General features: G+C 37.6%; 13 protein-coding genes and 1 tRNA gene. 10 read left to right on the top strand and 4 right to left on the bottom strand.

Going from position 1 to position 16,791, the window contains the following annotated elements; all coding sequences use genetic code 11:
- Positions 1–2 precede the first annotated feature (2 nt).
- The gene (locus PSF86_RS11240; protein WP_277900169.1) at positions 3–1,205 is read left to right on the top strand and encodes a C40 family peptidase; all 1,203 of its coding nucleotides are present in this window, start codon (positions 3–5) and stop codon (positions 1,203–1,205) included.
- A gap of 64 nt (positions 1,206–1,269) precedes the next feature.
- Here the strand turns inward: PSF86_RS11240 and PSF86_RS11235 are convergent, their stop codons facing one another.
- Both PSF86_RS11235 and PSF86_RS11230 read right to left on the bottom strand, forming a co-directional pair.
- Complete coding sequence (locus tag PSF86_RS11235; RefSeq protein ID WP_277900168.1) at positions 1,270–2,658, bottom strand: SusD/RagB family nutrient-binding outer membrane lipoprotein; 1,389 nt, start codon at positions 2,656–2,658, stop codon at positions 1,270–1,272.
- A gap of 11 nt (positions 2,659–2,669) precedes the next feature.
- On the bottom strand, positions 2,670–5,852 hold the full coding sequence (locus tag PSF86_RS11230) for a SusC/RagA family TonB-linked outer membrane protein (RefSeq protein ID WP_277900167.1): 3,183 nt from the start codon (positions 5,850–5,852) through the stop codon (positions 2,670–2,672).
- Between the two features lie 208 nt (positions 5,853–6,060).
- Here PSF86_RS11230 and dusB point away from each other — a divergent pair, with 208 nt between their 5' ends.
- Positions 6,061–7,053 (top strand): tRNA dihydrouridine synthase DusB, encoded by a 993-nt coding sequence (dusB, locus tag PSF86_RS11225; RefSeq protein WP_277900166.1) that lies wholly within the window; start codon positions 6,061–6,063, stop codon positions 7,051–7,053.
- A 133-nt stretch (positions 7,054–7,186) separates the two neighbouring features.
- Here dusB and PSF86_RS11220 read toward each other — a convergent pair whose 3' ends face one another.
- On the bottom strand, positions 7,187–8,404 hold the full coding sequence (locus PSF86_RS11220) for an ABC transporter permease (protein WP_277900165.1): 1,218 nt from the start codon (positions 8,402–8,404) through the stop codon (positions 7,187–7,189).
- 6 nt (positions 8,405–8,410) lie between these two features.
- Complete coding sequence (gene rbfA / locus PSF86_RS11215; protein WP_277900164.1) at positions 8,411–8,803, bottom strand: 30S ribosome-binding factor RbfA; 393 nt, start codon at positions 8,801–8,803, stop codon at positions 8,411–8,413.
- A gap of 132 nt (positions 8,804–8,935) precedes the next feature.
- On the opposite strand from rbfA, the gene mce reads away from it, so the two are divergent.
- The 8 genes from mce to PSF86_RS11175 all read left to right on the top strand — a co-directional run bounded on the left by mce (position 8,936) and on the right by PSF86_RS11175 (position 16,784).
- A complete protein-coding gene (gene mce / locus PSF86_RS11210) occupies positions 8,936–9,349 on the top strand; it encodes a methylmalonyl-CoA epimerase (RefSeq protein WP_277900163.1) in 414 nt (137 codons plus the stop codon).
- A 66-nt stretch (positions 9,350–9,415) separates the two neighbouring features.
- Positions 9,416–9,489, top strand: a tRNA-Ile gene (locus tag PSF86_RS11205).
- A 380-nt stretch (positions 9,490–9,869) separates the two neighbouring features.
- Positions 9,870–10,766: a hypothetical protein gene (locus PSF86_RS11200; RefSeq protein ID WP_277900162.1), complete on the top strand. Its 897-nt coding sequence runs from the start codon at positions 9,870–9,872 to the stop codon at positions 10,764–10,766.
- A 96-nt stretch (positions 10,767–10,862) separates the two neighbouring features.
- On the top strand, positions 10,863–11,171 hold the full coding sequence (locus tag PSF86_RS11195) for a helix-turn-helix transcriptional regulator (RefSeq protein ID WP_277900161.1): 309 nt from the start codon (positions 10,863–10,865) through the stop codon (positions 11,169–11,171).
- Positions 11,158–13,209 carry a hypothetical protein gene (locus PSF86_RS11190; RefSeq protein ID WP_277900160.1) on the top strand — a complete coding sequence of 684 codons (2,052 nt, stop codon included), beginning with the start codon at positions 11,158–11,160 and terminating at the stop codon, positions 13,207–13,209. Before PSF86_RS11195 ends, PSF86_RS11190 begins: the two co-directional genes overlap by 14 nt.
- Positions 13,202–14,503: a DNA polymerase gene (locus PSF86_RS11185; RefSeq protein ID WP_277900159.1), complete on the top strand. Its 1,302-nt coding sequence runs from the start codon at positions 13,202–13,204 to the stop codon at positions 14,501–14,503. The genes PSF86_RS11190 and PSF86_RS11185 overlap by 8 nt, the downstream gene beginning before the upstream one ends.
- A 30-nt stretch (positions 14,504–14,533) precedes the next feature.
- Positions 14,534–15,409, top strand: coding sequence for a hypothetical protein (locus PSF86_RS11180; protein ID WP_277900158.1), 876 nt, complete (start codon positions 14,534–14,536; stop codon positions 15,407–15,409).
- A 97-nt stretch (positions 15,410–15,506) separates the two neighbouring features.
- Positions 15,507–16,784, top strand: a complete 1,278-nt coding sequence (locus PSF86_RS11175; protein WP_277900157.1) for a site-specific integrase — start codon at positions 15,507–15,509, stop codon at positions 16,782–16,784.
- Positions 16,785–16,791 lie beyond the last annotated feature (7 nt).

The raw sequence follows: 16,791 nt of genomic DNA, 5'->3' as shown, positions 1-16,791 counted from the left end.
ACATGACAATTTACAATAAGAAAATATTACTATTGCTCGCGGGAGTAGTTTTATCATTTGTTTCATGCAGCACAACAACCGGCAAAAACGATGCCCCAGATGCAGTTGAAACAATAATTACAGAAGTGAAGAATGAATATGCGCCAGACAAAAGAGTTGCTATTTTTAACATTGAGACCAAAAAAACAAAAGACGGATATGTTTTAAAAGGAAGTTCAAACTTGCCAAAAGCGGTTAATAAATTTACCAAAAAGTTAACCGAAGCAAAAATACATTTTACAGATAGTATTGAAATGCTTCCGGCCCCATCTTTAGAAGGAAAAACACAAGGAGTAATAAAACTTTCGGCAGCCAATTTACGGGGCAATCCAAAACATTCGGCAGAATTGGTAACACAGGGAACCTTGGGAATGCCTGTTAACATATACAAAAAGGAGGGAAGCTGGTACCTTGTGCAAACACCAGACCATTATATTGCATGGGTTGATTATGGAGGAGTAGAACCTATGGACAAAGAGGCTTTTGCAAAATGGAAAGCAGGCAAAAAACTTATTTATACAAAAACTTCCGGAAATTCGCATGCCGAAGCCAATGAAGAAGCTCAGGTAATATCCGACTTAGTGGCAGGAAATATTTTAAGTTTACAAGGCGAGAAAGGAAACTTTTACGAGGTAAAATATCCAGACGGGCGCACAGCCTATGTTTCTAAAAAAGAAGCAGCCCCATACAATGAATGGGTGCAATCGCTTGAACAGACCAAAGAGGACCTGGTATCTATCTCCAAAACATTGATGGGACTGCCGTATTTATGGGGAGGGACATCTCCAAAAGGAGTAGATTGTAGCGGGTTTACCAAAACCGTTTATTTTTTAAACGGAATGATTATTCCCAGAGATGCATCGCAACAAATACACGAAGGGATTTTGGTTGATGACAGCAAGGATTTTTCCAAGCTTCAACCTGGAGATTTGCTTTTCTTCGGAAAAAAAGCAACCGATTCTACAAAAGAGCGCGTCATACATGTAGGCATGTGGATAGGCAACAACGAGTTTATTCATTCGGCAGGGAGTGTCCATATAAGCAGTATGGACAAGAATGCCTCAAATTACGATGAATACAATTACAACCGTTATTTACGCTCCAAACGTATTTTAAATGAAGAAAGTAAAGGATTAATAGACTTGAAAGACAAGGAAGTTTTTTAAACGCTAAAACCCCGGAATTTCCGGGGTTTTTATTTTTAAAGTTAAAAAAGAGAGATAAAAAAAATTATTTATCCCACCAAAGAGTTCCGTATATACTGTCTTCTCCTCCAAACTGTCTTTGTACAGCATCCGTATAGTTGGTCTCATTATTAAAAGCTTCGTTATCTGGATAAGCCAATCGGGTTGGTACATTAACACCGTTCGGTTTTACCATAATGTCAGGTAGCCCTGTCCTGCGCCATTCGGCCCAAGCTTCATATCCAAACATATATAAATGTACCCAGCGCTGGGTAGCTATTTGTTCCATGGCATTAGCTGGATCGAATGCAACCTCAGATTGAGCCATAAAATCTGTAACCTCTTCTGTACTTCCTGTCCATTGTTCAATGGAGCTTTCAATAGCCTGATTGTAATAAGTTTCAGTATCTCCAGTTATCCAACCCCTTTCAGAGGCTTCAGCCATTGCAAACTGTACCTGGGCATATGTTAATAAATAAACAGGAGCATCTTGGGCATAAATGGCATCTCCCAACAATGAATATTCTTCGGTACCAATATTGTCTTCTTCTCCAAACAACAGGCCTACATATTCATCGCTATCACGAGCTGGATTCCCGTATATTGGCAGTCTGGGGTCATCTAGAGGTTTCATTACACTAACGAGACTTTCAGTAAGTGCCCACCATTCCCTGTTGTCATTTTCAACCTGATCGTACCAGTAATTTTGATTATTGGCATCGGCTAAATGCTGAAAAAACAAATTATCGTCATTTGAGATAAAGACGCCGTCATTAACAGCATTGTTAAATTCTGCTTCTGCAGTTGCAGGATTCACTTCAGATAAACGAAGCGCCATTATCATACGAATGGTATTGGCAAATCTTTCCCATTTCCCCATATCTCCGTCATAGACAATATCGTTGGAGAGGTTTCCACTTACCATCATATCACTAGCTTCTTTTAGTTCTGCAAACAGGTCGGTGTATATGCTTTCTTGTGTGTCATAAGCGGGTGTGAAATCATCCACTCCCTGTAATGCTTCGCTATAAGGCACATCGCCCCACCGGTCTGTAATGTTCCAAAAATAATATGCTTTTAATATTTTGGCAACAGCCAATTGATTTTCAATGGGACCTTCATTAGCGGTAAGGTCGTCTGCATTCAATACTGCTTGAAGGTCGGCCAACGGCCCTTGATACCAGCTATAAAAACTGGTACTTTGCTGTGGGTAAAGAGAGAGACCAACATATTGTGTTTCTGCTAAATATTGAGCCATAAACTCTCCTTGAGGGGAAGAACTAAGCCCTGGGAGCCATAATTCTGCCTGGGAAATTAACTGCATTCCGGAGGCTTGGCTCGGATCGTTGGTGGTTGTATTAATATCTTCGTCAAAATTGCTGCAGCCTGTAAGAACAGTTACTCCAAACAATATGGTTATATATAATTTTTTCATTTTTTGATAGTTTAAAATGTGACGTTCAAATTTACACCGAATGACCTTACCGAAGGTAATTGACCAGATTCATACCAGCTTATGGCCTGGGCACCGGTTGAGATTTCAGATGGGTTAATGCCCTTAGGAGCTTTTTGCCATATCATTGCAGGGTTTCTTGCAATTAAAGCAAGGCTCATGGTGCTAAAGGGAAGTTTTTCCATAATCTTTTCCCCTAGGTTATATTGAACACGCACTTCCCTAAGTTTAACATAAGAAGCATCATAAAGCCATTCTTCGTAAATTCTTCTTCCAATTACATTTCTATAATAAGATCGGGCATCTACATACGCGGTAACATCTTCACCTGTTGATGCAGAAATTCCGGTGACTTTTACACCTCCGCCATCTTCAAGTGGATCACGGACGTTCATGCCATTATCATTGGTGGCAACGGTTAAAATATCCTGCCCGGTTCTAACCGACAACATTTTAGAACGACTAAAGAACTGACCGCCTCCTTGGAAATCTATCATTGCGGCAATATTGAATTGTCCTATGCGGATATTATTTTGAAAACCGCCATTAAAATCTGGGAGAACGGTTCCAAAGTTATGAGTTGCATCGGTATATAGAGGCATATTCTCATCGTCCAAAAGTATTTTTCCAGAGGCCTCATCTCTTTGATACGCCTGTCCTACCAAGCTTCCAAAAGGCTCCCCTTCATATGAATTTAAATAACTTGTTACACTGGAATAAGTTGTGGACCCATAAGTATAAACGTCTATCCCCGGAGCCAGTTCTACAACTTCGCTATTGTTTTTGTTGATGTTGAACGTGAAATCCCATGAGAAATTATTAATTTTTACCGGGGCCGCATTTACCGAAAGTTCAAAACCATCGTTTTCAATCAAACCTGCGTTAATAATAGTAGAATCATATCCACTTGTTCCTGAAATATCCAAGTCGAGAATCTGATCTTTATTTTTCTGTTGATAATACGTAAAATCAAAACCTAAACGGTTATTAAAGAAATTTAGCTCTAACCCCGCTTCAAAAGAATTTGAAAAAGAAGGTTTTATGTTGGGGTTGTTAAGTTTATCTGGGACATACAAGGTACTCGTACCATTATAGACCGTTCCCACCTCATAAAAAGGAGTAGTAAGATATGGATCTAGATCGGATCCTGCTTTTGCATAACTTGCCCGGACTTTACCAAACGACAGCGGCTCCCATTCTAACAATTCGCTAAAAACAATACTCCCCGAAAAAGAAGGATACCAATAAGAGTTATTGTCATCGGGAAGCGTGGAAGAATTATCATTCCTTAAAGAGGCGTCTATAAAAAATGTTCCATCATACCCTAAAGAAACCAAGCTATAAAAACTGCGTATTTGTTTTTCAAGTAAATATGAATCTACTTCAGGTCTGTCTATGGAGGCATCTATATTGTAAAACCCAGGAGAGGATAATCCGCCAACGGTTGCTTGAGACAAATAGGTATACTCGCGATCATAAATATTGCCACCAACGGTTGCATCTAGCGATAATTTTTCCCATGATTTTTTGTATTGGGCCAAAAGTTCATAGTTAAACTCTTTATTTTGGTATTTTCCAATTGAAAAAGAGGGAACCCGAGTTCCTCCAAATGCTTGGCGGCTTTGAATGTTTTGTGTAAACATATCTGAACGGACAAAACCACTTATCTCCAGTTCGGGTATTATTTTGTATGAAACCCCAATATCGCCAAAGAAACGGTCACGATAATCATCGCTGGTATTTTCATAAGCTTCAAAATAGGGGTTATTCCAATAAAGAGGTTCGAAATCGGTTATTTCCCCGGTATTAGAATCGGGCCTACTTAAATTCCAATGTAGAAAAGTTCCATCGTCATATTTATAATTCCGTAACCGGTTCATGTCAACATTTCTTTGAAACCACTGTACCATGTAATTGGCACCATATTCTGAACCTTGTGATGGACGCCTTCCTTTATTTCCGGCATAATTTATATTAGAAGAAACAGTAACCTTGTCATTTAAGTCCAAACTAACGCTTAAGCCTACATTTGTTCTGTCTAGGTTAGTATTGGGTACAATCCCTTCAATTTGTGTGTTATTAAAACTTAAGCGAACGGAAGTATTTTCATTTCCGCCACTAATGCTAACATTGTTATTAAAGGTTGTTCCTGTATTGTAATAATTTTTTACATTATTGGGATGTGCCACAAAAGGTGTTAGTTGGCCATATTCCGGATCTTGCGGATAAAAGCTGAATACTTGTCTCACAGGAGTACCGTCTAGTTTTGGCCCCCAGCTTTCATCTACACTCATATCTACATAAGGTTGACCGTTTGGAAGTGTCCTGAAAGTTTGACTGGAACCGCCTCCATACATATTTTGTAGCTCTATAAAGTTATATGCCGATTCGACTGAAAAAGTAGAAGAAAAATCAACACTTACTTTTTTTGGTCCTTTTTTTCCTTTTTTGGTGGTAATCATAATTACACCATACTGTCCGCGAATACCATATAGGGCAGAGGCAGCAGGCCCTTTTAAAACATTTACCGATTCAATGTCGTTAGGGTTTACATCTTGTGCTAAGTTACCATAATCTGCCTGGTCGCTACCGGAAAAATTTGCATTGGAAATTGGAGTTCCATCAATGACGATTAATGGTTGATCGCCTGCTCCAATGGAGTTAACTCCACGAATTTTAATTTTCTGGGTTCCCCCCATACTTGCCCCTGAAGCACCAGTAACCTGAACACCGGCAACACGCCCGGAGAGCGATCCTAATACGTTTTGTTCGTTGGTTAAGTTAAAATTTTCCCCGTCCACTTCTTGGGTAGCATATCCTAATGATTTTTTGTCTCGAGATATTCCCAAGGCAGTAACAACAACTTCGTCAAGCCCTTGCATGCTTTCCACTAATGCAATGTTGATAGTTGTTTGCCCGTTTACAGGTACTTCTTGAACAGCAAAGCCAATGGATGAAAAAGATAAAACATCTCCTTGGTTTGTAGTAATGGAATAGTTTCCATCCATATCTGTAGAAGTACCTTGATTGGTTCCTTTAATCATTACGGTAACGCCGGGTAATGGCATACCGTCACTTGCTACTGTAACCGTTCCTGTAATGGGTATCTCTTGCGCAGATAAACCCCAAAAAGGGACACATATCAGTAGCATAATTACTGAAATTTTGTAATTCATTTGTTTGAGTTTGTTAAGGTTAAATTGTTGTATATTTTAAAGATAGTTAAATATTTGTTATATTTTGTTTATGATATTGGATATTGAAATGAATTTAAAATGAATAAAAATTATTTAATACAACTGTATTCTGTTTAAAAAGTAATAAAATGATTTTCGATACCATTTTTATAATTACCTATCTTTGCAGTTCAAAAAAAGACTTGTTTTGGCAAAAATTGGATCGATAGATGTAGGAGCGTTTCCACTTTTATTGGCACCTATGGAAGATGTTAGCGACCCACCGTTTCGGGCGTTATGCAAGGAGCAAGGTGCAGACGTGGTTTATACTGAATTTATTTCTTCGGAAGGATTAATACGCGATGCCGCAAAGAGCACGCAAAAACTTGATATTTACGAAAAGGAACGTCCGGTGGGTATCCAGATATTTGGAGCCGAACTGGATTCTATGCTACAGGCCATAGATATTGTGGAAAGGTCCAACCCCGATATTATTGATATTAATTTTGGCTGCCCGGTAAAAAAGGTGGTCTGTAAAAATGCCGGAGCCGGAATTTTAAGAGACATACCACTTATGGTAAAACTTACCGAAGAAATGGTAAAGCGCACTAAATTGCCGGTAACCGTAAAAACCCGCTTGGGCTGGGACAGCGATTCCGTTAAAATAGTTGAAGTAGCCGAAAGACTTCAAGATGTGGGTATTCAGGCCATATCCATTCACGGGCGGACAAGGGTGCAAATGTATAAGGGGAATGCCGATTGGCAACCGATAGCCGATGTAAAAAACAACCAGCGGATGCATATCCCCGTTTTTGGCAATGGTGATGTAGACACCCCCGAAATGGCACTTAAAATGCGCGATGAATATGGTCTTGACGGGGCAATGATTGGCCGTGCCAGTATTGGGTATCCTTGGTTTTTTAAAGAGGTAAAACATTTTTTTAATACAGGAGAACATTTGGCGCCACCAACAATTCAGGAACGTGTGGCGGCCGCAAGGAGGCACCTGGAAATGTCCATTGACTGGAAAGGCGATAAATTGGGCGTTTTTGAAACCAGGAGGCACTACACGAATTATTTTAAAGGAATACCGCATTTTAAGGAATACCGCATGAAAATGGTAACAAGCGACGATGCTGCCGATGTTTTTGCTGCCTTTGATGAGGTAGAGGAAAAATTTGCTGATTTTCAGTTTGTATAGTTTTTCGAACAGGTTGAGGTTGAGATGTTTTGAGGCATGATCGCTGACGGGAATAACTATTTTTAAAAGGCGCAAGGGGGCAACAGCAACAGCTACTTTCCCGATAGATGGGGCTCCCCCTGTTTTTTAAAAATTACTTGTACTGGATAAGTTGTTTGTTGACCCGGCTGGATGCAATTTTGGCCGCTATGAATCCTAAAACAAAAATGGTCGCAAAGACAATGCCCACGTTAAGGAAATTGTACTCCACGGGATAGGCTAGGGTTGGCGTAAGCTTTATCCACTGAAACGTTATTTGGGTCCATACCAAAGCAGAGGCCAACAGAATGCCCACGATGCCCCCAACAGAAGTTACCAGCAAGCCCTGAAGGAAAAATATGCGCTTAAGCTTTTTAATGGAAACGCCCATACTGTAAAGGGTTGAGGCGTTGTCTTTTTTGTCCAGAATCATCATGATTATGGCCCCGACAACATTAAAGAGCGCTATAATTAGTACTAGCGTAAATATAAGATAGATAGCCAGATTTTCGGTATTCAGCATTTTGTAAAGCGAGTCGTTTAATTGTTGACGCGTTTTTAGGGAAACTTTTTCCTTGAGTATTTCTTTTATGGAACTGCTTACGGCATTGATATCGGCCAGGGGCTTTAATTTAAAGTTGATGCCCGTTATTTGGTTTTCATTTTTTTCTAACAGGGGCTGTACGGTAGAAAGGCGGGCAAATACGTATTTTTTATCGAGGTCGTCGTTTATGGAATACACGCCGGAAACGGTAACGGAAAGCTCGTTGTAGGGTTTTTTGGTGCCAGAAAGCCCGCTGGTAATACTTCCGTCGCCGGGTTTTGGGGCCAATATTTTTAGCGGACTCCTATAATCGTTAATACCGAGCCCCAATAAATTGGCTATGCCGAGCCCAGTAACTACTTGATAGGGATCTTTATTTATCCAGCTGCCATAATACAAAGTGCTATCTACATTGGTTACACGCGTATAATTACTGTCTACAGCTTTTATGTATGCTATGTGCTGGCGTTGCTTGTGGGTAAGAAAAATTCGTTCTTCAATTTCTTTTGAATAGCTTGCTATCCCTTCCAGGTTGTCTAATTTAGCCAATTCTTCTTTGGTAAGCGAAAAATATTTTCCCTTAGCGGTAACGGCCTTTAAGTCTGGGTCGAAGGTATTTGAAAACGAAAGGCTAAACGTTTTGAGCCCGGCAAAAGCCGATAATACAATAAATAAGGAGGCGGCCCCAATAACAATAACCAAAAAGGTCACAAAATTGATGATGTTGACCGCATTTTGGCTGCTTTTGGAAATCAAGTACCTTTTTGCTATGTATAGGGAAATATTCAAAAAAAATTAAGACTTCTTTCTTTTGTCCAACAGGTTGGGGTTTTCAATAGGGTTGTCGCTGCCTTTTAAGGATTGGTCAATCCGGTCGATGTATTCCAGAGAATCATCAATAAAAAATTCCAGTTCGGGCACACGCCTAAGCTGGTTTTTTGTTCGCTGCGATAATTCGTGTTTAATAAGCGGCTGGTTGGAGCGGATGCCCTTAATGAGCTCTTCGCTGTTGTTGTGCGGAAAAATGCTTACATATACCTTGGCCTGGGAAAGGTCGGATGTAACGTTTACCTTGGTAACACTAATTAAGGTTCCAGACATTCCCCCCTCCTTTGCTGCTCTTTGTAGAATTTCCGCCAAATCGCGTTGAATCACGCCACCGATCTTTTTCTGTCTGTTTGTTTCCATAATGCAAAAGTACGAGAATAATAAATACAATTTAAAGTATTATTTTTGAGGTAAGAATGAATTGTTCGGAGCGGTTGCCTAAAATTTTTAACTATAAGGGGTTAAAATCAATAAAAACAAAAAGTTTTAATAATGAATAAAATAGAACATTTGGGAATTGCGGTAAAAGACTTAACGGCCTCCAACACCTTGTTTCAACAGTTATTGGGCGTGGCAAATTACAAAACAGAAGAAGTTGCCACCGAAGGGGTCCGCACATCTTTTTTTAAAACCGGAGAAAGCAAGATAGAGCTTTTAGAGGCAATGACTAGAGACAGCCCAATTGCAAAATTTATTGAAAAAAGAGGCGAAGGATTACATCATGTCGCCTTTGAAGTAGCCGATATCCAAGCAGAAATAAAAAGACTTAAAGATGAAGGGTTTACAGTTTTAAGCGAAACGCCCAAACGCGGTGCAGACAATAAATGGGTTGTATTTTTGCACCCAAAAACTACCAATGGGGTATTAATAGAATTATGCCAAGAGATAGAAACAGAAACGGAGTAAAACAAAAACCGTTAAAAGGTTTGCAGAGATTAAAAATATATAGTAATATTGCATCCGCAAATTGCAGGTCCCATAGCTCAGCTGGTTAGAGCACCTGACTCATAATCAGGGGGTCCATGGTTCGAGCCCATGTGGGACCACTTTTAATTAGATGTAAAGCGTTGTAAATCAATAAGATATACGACGCTTTTTTTATACCAGCTCAAATATATGCTCAAACCTCTCTGAAAACTCCCGCCAATAAAGGGATTCGAGAATCTCCCTTACCTCACATAAACCGCGAGAGAATGATTTTGTGATGATGATTTACTAAAAATTTCATTTTCCATTAGTGCTCAAACCGTATATCTCTAAAGAGATTACCAAAGTTTCTCTTTTTGTCAATTGGGGAATGAGTAGGATTAATTAGGGAATATTTTTAAATTAGTCCAACAAATAGTCCTCTTTTTCAGTGAATCACGATTTATCAGATATACCGATTAAATCAGTAATTAAGATTTTTAAATTTCTAGATGTTCTTTTGGAAGAAGAAAATCTTGCCTCTGATTATTTTAAGAATAACCTTCATAAGTTTACTGTTGGGGAGAAATATTTTTTATTTCTTTATGCTTCAAAATATTTTAGTCTTGATAAAGAAAGTTTTTTAGATCTGTGGCTAACACAAATTTACCATGATTATAGCACTGATGACACTTCTGAATATTTGAGTAAAATTGCACGTAATGCGGAGAAAATACTAAAAACCACAAACTCTGAAAATATTAGATTACTTTCTAAAGAGTTTTCTGCTATTTTAGGAATTTCTGAAAAGGAGAAGGAAAATAGAATAACCTCCGAGATACCCTTGAGGTTTTTTGGAAAAAATGAAAAAAATGAGACAGAAGAGACAGAAGAGACAGAAAAAGAAGAAATAAATTTTAGAATTTATAATCGAATCCCTTTACATGTAGATAAAGAGCATAGAGAAAAATTTAGGAATGATTTTTTTAATGAACTCAACGATTGTTTGGACTATCCTTCAATAGAACAACTATTTTATAACACGTTTGAGACATATAGCAATAATTTGGTTGAACTTAAATTATTGTACTTACATGTGGAATCCAAATCATTACTTGAACAAGCAATCAGAAGGGTAATAAAATCATACAGAGAAAACGTTTCAGACCATTTGAAGAAAAAAGATTACTTTGGTGAGATAAATGAAACAATTGATGAAAAATTATCTTCCTCCAGTTCATTCCTAAAGAAACTTCAGCCCAAGAAGTATAAATATCAGAAAGTAACCCGTTACCATTTTATGATTGCTCTGTATAACGCTTTTCCATATATTAGGGAAGGTTACCAAAAAGCGGTTGAGGAGAGTCCTTCCAAAACACATGAAGAATTTCTTAAAGAAAGAATGAAAAACATTTAAAAAGGCGTAAAAATTTATACGGTTTCATCCCAAGTTTACGCCTTTTCAAAATCCCCTCCTTTTCAACATAATTTAGCCTTCACAAAACAACACATTGTGGAGGATAAAGAGTTAACATATCATCTTTTAAAAATAATCACGGAGCTGGAGCATCGGATAGCAGAGCGAGTAATCGTTTCTCTTCCCGATCTTCCAGCTTCCGTTGTTTCTACTCATAACGAAAAGCTACTTAAGGATGTGGAACTATGCGACCTCTTACAAATATCCACCAGTCATTTTTACAAGCTTAAGAAAAAGCACAAGAACTTCCCAACTCACTGCATAGGGGAAGCCAAACGCTATAAGCAATCAGAAGTAGAACATTTCTTTAAACAATTAAATCAGCAAAAAGATGGGGAAGTATAACAACGGAGATTTTATCTCTTATTGGTATTCGGATAAAAAAGGAACGCTATGTATAGACAACTTGAAGTTCATGAAACACTTAGCTGAAGATCATGGTTACTGTAATGCAATGATCTATGGAACACGTCAGTATGCCAGAATTGAAGATAATGTTGTTGAGGTTTTCGACGATAAGACTTTTATCATTGATTATGAACTTCGTTGGTTGGATGCCAATTTTGACTTTAAAGTTGATGAAGATGTTTTAAAAGATGCAATAAAGGGAAAACTTCTTAATAAAACCCAGTTTTTATTGGGGAACCCTTCACTGATGTTTCTGCCTTTGAAACATATTGATTTACATTTCGATACAGCAACAGAGAGTTATTTCTACTTCAAAAATACGGTTGTTAAGGTAACCGCACAAGAGATTAGCTGTATTGCTTACAAGGATTTGCAAGGCTATGTATTAAAAGAACAAATAGTAGATAGAGTGTACACCCCTCCTAAAGCTGAAGATATTTTAGCAACGCCATACGCTTTGTTCTGCTATAATATCTGCAATCAAGACCCAACACGTTTTGAACCGCTTATGACCGTGACGGGTTACTTGTTAAGCCGTTTTCAAGACCCCGCCAATACGAAAGCAATTGTATTGTTGGATGCCCATATAAATGAGTTGGACGGACAGATAGAGGGTGGGCGTGGGAAATCGTTGAAAGCAAGTTCTCTTGGTTATATGCGCTCGCTAATAGATATCGATGGCAAAGAATTTAGTAGTAGTTACGACTTTAAATTCGGTAGTGTAACAGCTTCAACAAATATCCTTTGTATTAACGATTTAAAACCGAATGAAAATTTCGAAAATCACTTTGGTCTGACCGAAGGAATTACAATTAATCAAAAGTATAAGCCTGTTGTTAAAATTCCATTTAATAGAAGCCCAAAGCGGTTGTTCACTTCAAATCACATGCTTAAAGCCCCTTCAGGAAATAGTACCGATAGACGCCTGTATCTGTTTGAACTTGGCGATTATTACGGAAAACACCTTACAGTATACGATGATTTCGGGCACTATTTCTTCCATGATTGGAATCAGGAACAATGGAATGAGTTTACATTTTTCATGCTTTGCTGCGTTCAATTATACCTTGAAAAAGGGTTGATAAAAGCTCCAAGTATTCACTTAGAGCAACGTCGCCTTGTTACCGAAGTAGGTATCGAGTATATGGATTTCTTTGATGAGTTGCTTACATCGACCACTTCAAGATTTCACAAAAAGGAACAGTACAAAGATTTCATAGCAGGAGGGTATGTACTTGCTAAGAACCGCCCTACCCAACGTACTTTTACCATAAAGCTAAAGAAATACTTAGCATGCAAGGAGATTGATTATATAGAGACTCCGCAGAATACCAAAGCCTATATACAGATTATAGGCGAAGCATATAATAAAGAGCAACAATTCCTTACGCTTAAAGATGTTGACGTTTCTTATAAAACTGTAAATACTCCTATCAAGATGACCAAAATGGTGAAAGCGCTTACCAAACATTTTGAGACTGTAAAGGAGAAGATTATGGCGGTAGATTTAGAAACAACCAGTCTTGATCCATTAGAAGGGAAAATCATAAGCGTTGCCATTTCAGTTGAGAAGCATAAGGGGTATAATGTTTTTTTACCAAAACAGAGTGCTCAAGTAGCATCGTTTCTAGCACCGTTGCTAACGTTTTTAGAAGATGGGACCATCAGCAAAGTGTTCCATAACTATAAATTCGATTGCAAATTTTTGCACCATTACAACATACAGTTAGGTGGAGTAATCCACGATACTATGTTGTTGGATTATTTATTAGACCCAAATCGTAAAATTCATGGACTCAAGGAAATCTCCGAGTTACATCTTGGGTATAAGCAAATAAGTTTTAAAAAGATGCTTGACGGCAAAGATATTACAGAAGTCCCTGTAGATGAACTTACCCAATATGCTGTAGAAGATGCCGATCTAACACTACAGTTATACCATTATTTAACACAAAAATTACAAGAAGATGAATAAACAACAAACAGACAAAACTTTTTGGTGGGCTGATACCTACCAAATGGAACAGCAGTTGACACCCGTTGTTGCACGGATGGAACAATCGGGAATTAAAATAAACGTATCGATGCTACAAAATATGGGAAACGAGCTCTTGCAAATAAAATCAGATTTGGAACAAGCAATTCACCAAATTATAGGAACGACTGTAAATATCAATAGCAACGAGCAGTTAAGTGTTGCTTTGTTCGAGCAATTACAGTTAAAACCTCAGATAACAACCAAGAATAAAAAAGGTTTATTCCCAGTTGATAAAAAACACTTGAACAAAATAAAACAGCAGCATCAGATAATACAGCTTTTACTGGACTATAGAAAGTCAAACAGTCTGTTAAAGTTTGTTGGTCAGTTGAGTGATGTACACCCTAAAACAAAACGCATACATGCGGGGTTTCACCAGATTGGTACAGCCACAGGAAGATTTAGCAGTAGTCGACCAAACTTGCAAAATATTCCTAATGTAAAATTAGATGCGGACGAAACCAACCCATTAAAAATACTGGAATCAAAGTTCAGGGAAGTTGTTATTCCTGCTAAGGGGAAGATTTTTATATGTGCGGATTATTCACAGATAGAGCTACGTATTACAGCTGTATACAGTCAAGATCCTTTTTTACTCGATGCTTACCATAACGGATTGGATATCCATACGTTAACCGCCTCTCAGGTATATGATAGTTCATTGGAAAGTATTACAGATCAGCAGCGCAAGGTTGCCAAGAGCATCAACTTTGGGTTAATCTATGGAATGACATCAGTGGGACTGGCAGAATCTTTAACACAGGTTACAGGTAAAGTGCACAGCAAAGAAGAAGCCGAAAAGTTAATGACAACTTATTTTAATAGATTCTCCAAAGTAAAACAATGCTTGGATGATCTTATCAAACAAGCAGAAGAAAATGGGTTCTCCACCGCCCTATTTGGTAGAAGACGCCCTATACCGCAGTTACGCTCTAACAAATTATCCGAACGCAAAAGCGGTAAGCGAATAGCAATGAACTCTCCTATCCAAGGAACTGCGGCAGATATCATTAAAAAAGCGATGATCAAGCTGGATAATGAAATAATTCAAAAACAATTGAAAGCAAAAATTGTATTACAGGTTCATGATGAAATCCTTGTAGAGTGCCCTAAAGATGAAGCGCATCAAGTTGAAAAGTTAGTTAAAGAAACCATGGAAAATGTTGTAAAACTAACAGTGCCCTTAGAGGTCGGACTTGAAAAAGGAAGTAATTGGGCAATGGCTCATTAAAGCAATAGTAATTTTAAATTAAAGAAAGCAATGAAACAATTACATCACTATCAGTATGACTTTATTGAGATTACATTGCCAAATGTAAATCGAAGTCAAATAAAATGGCAACATTTAAAGCCACATCCAACACTTCATAACTACTATCAACTTAAAGCAAACTCTTCTTTGCATGGTGATCGTTTTGGAATGTTTGTTAACGGAAACGGGTTTTTAAAGATTAAAACAAGTATCCCTTATTTATTGCATAACCATAATTATATAAGTGTTGACGAAAGTGATTTACTACAAACCATATTATTGTTGTCGGATATTATTGGCTTAAAGTTGATTAAGTCACATGTTACGCAGATAGAATATGGGGCCTATGAGCGCATAAATCAAGAAGCCAGAGAGTACCTTTCTAAGATAATTGGGGTTTACGATTATCAAATTGAAAAATCCAGTAACCATTTGAAAATGTTTGGTAATGGTAAATTACATTATAAGATATACGATGCGGTTAAAAATGCAAAATCAAAGAAGACATATCGTAGGGGAAATTACCCGAAAGAAAACCTTATAAAGCATGAGCTCAAACTCACAGATGTTTCGAAGGTTATGAAAAAACCGACTTCAGTGGAACAGCTATGTCAACAATCGACAAAAGAATATTTTGATACAATGCTACATACACATCACAGTTCGCTTTGCCTTGAAAAGCAGCTTTGCATCGAGCCTATCGGAAATACGTTCTCCGATGTTTTGTACGCAGGACTGAAGCAACTGGAACAACAATATGGTCAATCTACATATACACTGGTTTCTAAGTTAATTGACACGATGAAACTCTCTCCTTCTCAAAAGAGTAAGCGTAGGAAATCACTTCAACAGTTAGAAACAATATACAATGAAAAAGCACCGTGAATAAACAAACAGCAACAAAACAAGGGAGGTTAGATGGTAATATTTCCTGAAGGTTGACCCGATAAATTAAAATAAGGTTTAATAAAAAAAGAAAATCATGGCTAGTTTAAAGTTCGTTTTGAATAAATCACAGCATCAAAAAAAGATTAAAAGCAGAAAATCAATGTTGATGTTGCGATATACGCATAAAAAAAAGGTAACCTATTTTACCACGAGTAAAAACATAGAAGATAATTATTGGGATACTAAAAGGGAGTGTGTAAAGAAAAGTTGCCCTGGAAGTGATCGTTTTAATATCTATTTAAAAAAACTACGCCAGAAGGTTGACGATATTGCCAACGATATGATGATAGATGGCATTGACCCGATGACACACCTTGTTAAACAGCAGTATCAAAAAGGAAAAGAAGAGAAGCTAAAAATAATGCAATATACCTTTTTCCAGTATGCAGAAAAGTATTTACAGGACAGCAAATCAAATAAGACCAAGGGTACGGTTAAAACATATCAAACAACACTCAACAAGTTAAAGCAGTACGAAAAATATGCTCGGGTAAAACTTGATTGGAACAGTTTTGATATGGATTTTTACTACGATTTCTTGGAGTTCTATACTGGTGTACAAGGGTATACCAACAATGGGTTTGGCAGATGCATTAAAATATTAAAAGTGATCCTAAACGATGCTTTTGATAAAGGGTATAATGCTTTTACACAATACAAGCACAAAAATTTTAAAACGTTAAAGGAAGAAACCAATAATATTTATCTTACTGAAGCAGAGTTACGGCAAATAATAGGTTTAGATTTATCAGATGACTGCAAACTTGATCAAGTTCGCGATTTGTTCATCGTTGGCTGCTATACAGGGTTGCGTTTTAGTGATTTCAGTAAAATTAGAAAAGAGCATTTTTCAGGAGAGATTCTTAAAATTAAAACTCAAAAAACGGATGAGTGGGTGCAGATTCCCGTACTTGAACCTGTGAAAAAAATTATGGAAAAATATAGAGGTGTAAGTGTGAACTCCCTGCCCAAATCTGTTACCAACCAAACCATGAACAAATATTTAAAAAAGATTGGAGCACTTGCTGGGTTTGATCAAGAAGTGTTGAAAATCCGAAATAGCGGAAAAAATCGAATTGAAGAAGTTTACAAAAAGTACGAGTTAATTTCCACGCATACGGCAAGACGCTCTTTCGCAACCAATATGTTTAAAAGAGGAATTCCTTCCCGTGTTGTCATGCAGATTACAGGACATCGAACAGAAGTAGCGTTTAGATCTTATATAAAAATATCGATGGAAGAAAACGCAGAACTGATGTTAAAATACTTTAACCAAAGTAATCGGGAAAGAATCTCGAGTGAAACAGAATAATTTGTAG

It is taken from the genome of Galbibacter pacificus (assembly GCF_029603165.1).
GTDB lineage: Bacteria > Bacteroidota > Bacteroidia > Flavobacteriales > Flavobacteriaceae > Galbibacter > Galbibacter pacificus.
The sequence above is the reverse complement of the archived record's forward strand: the minus strand, read 5'-3'. Positions and strand labels throughout refer to the sequence as shown.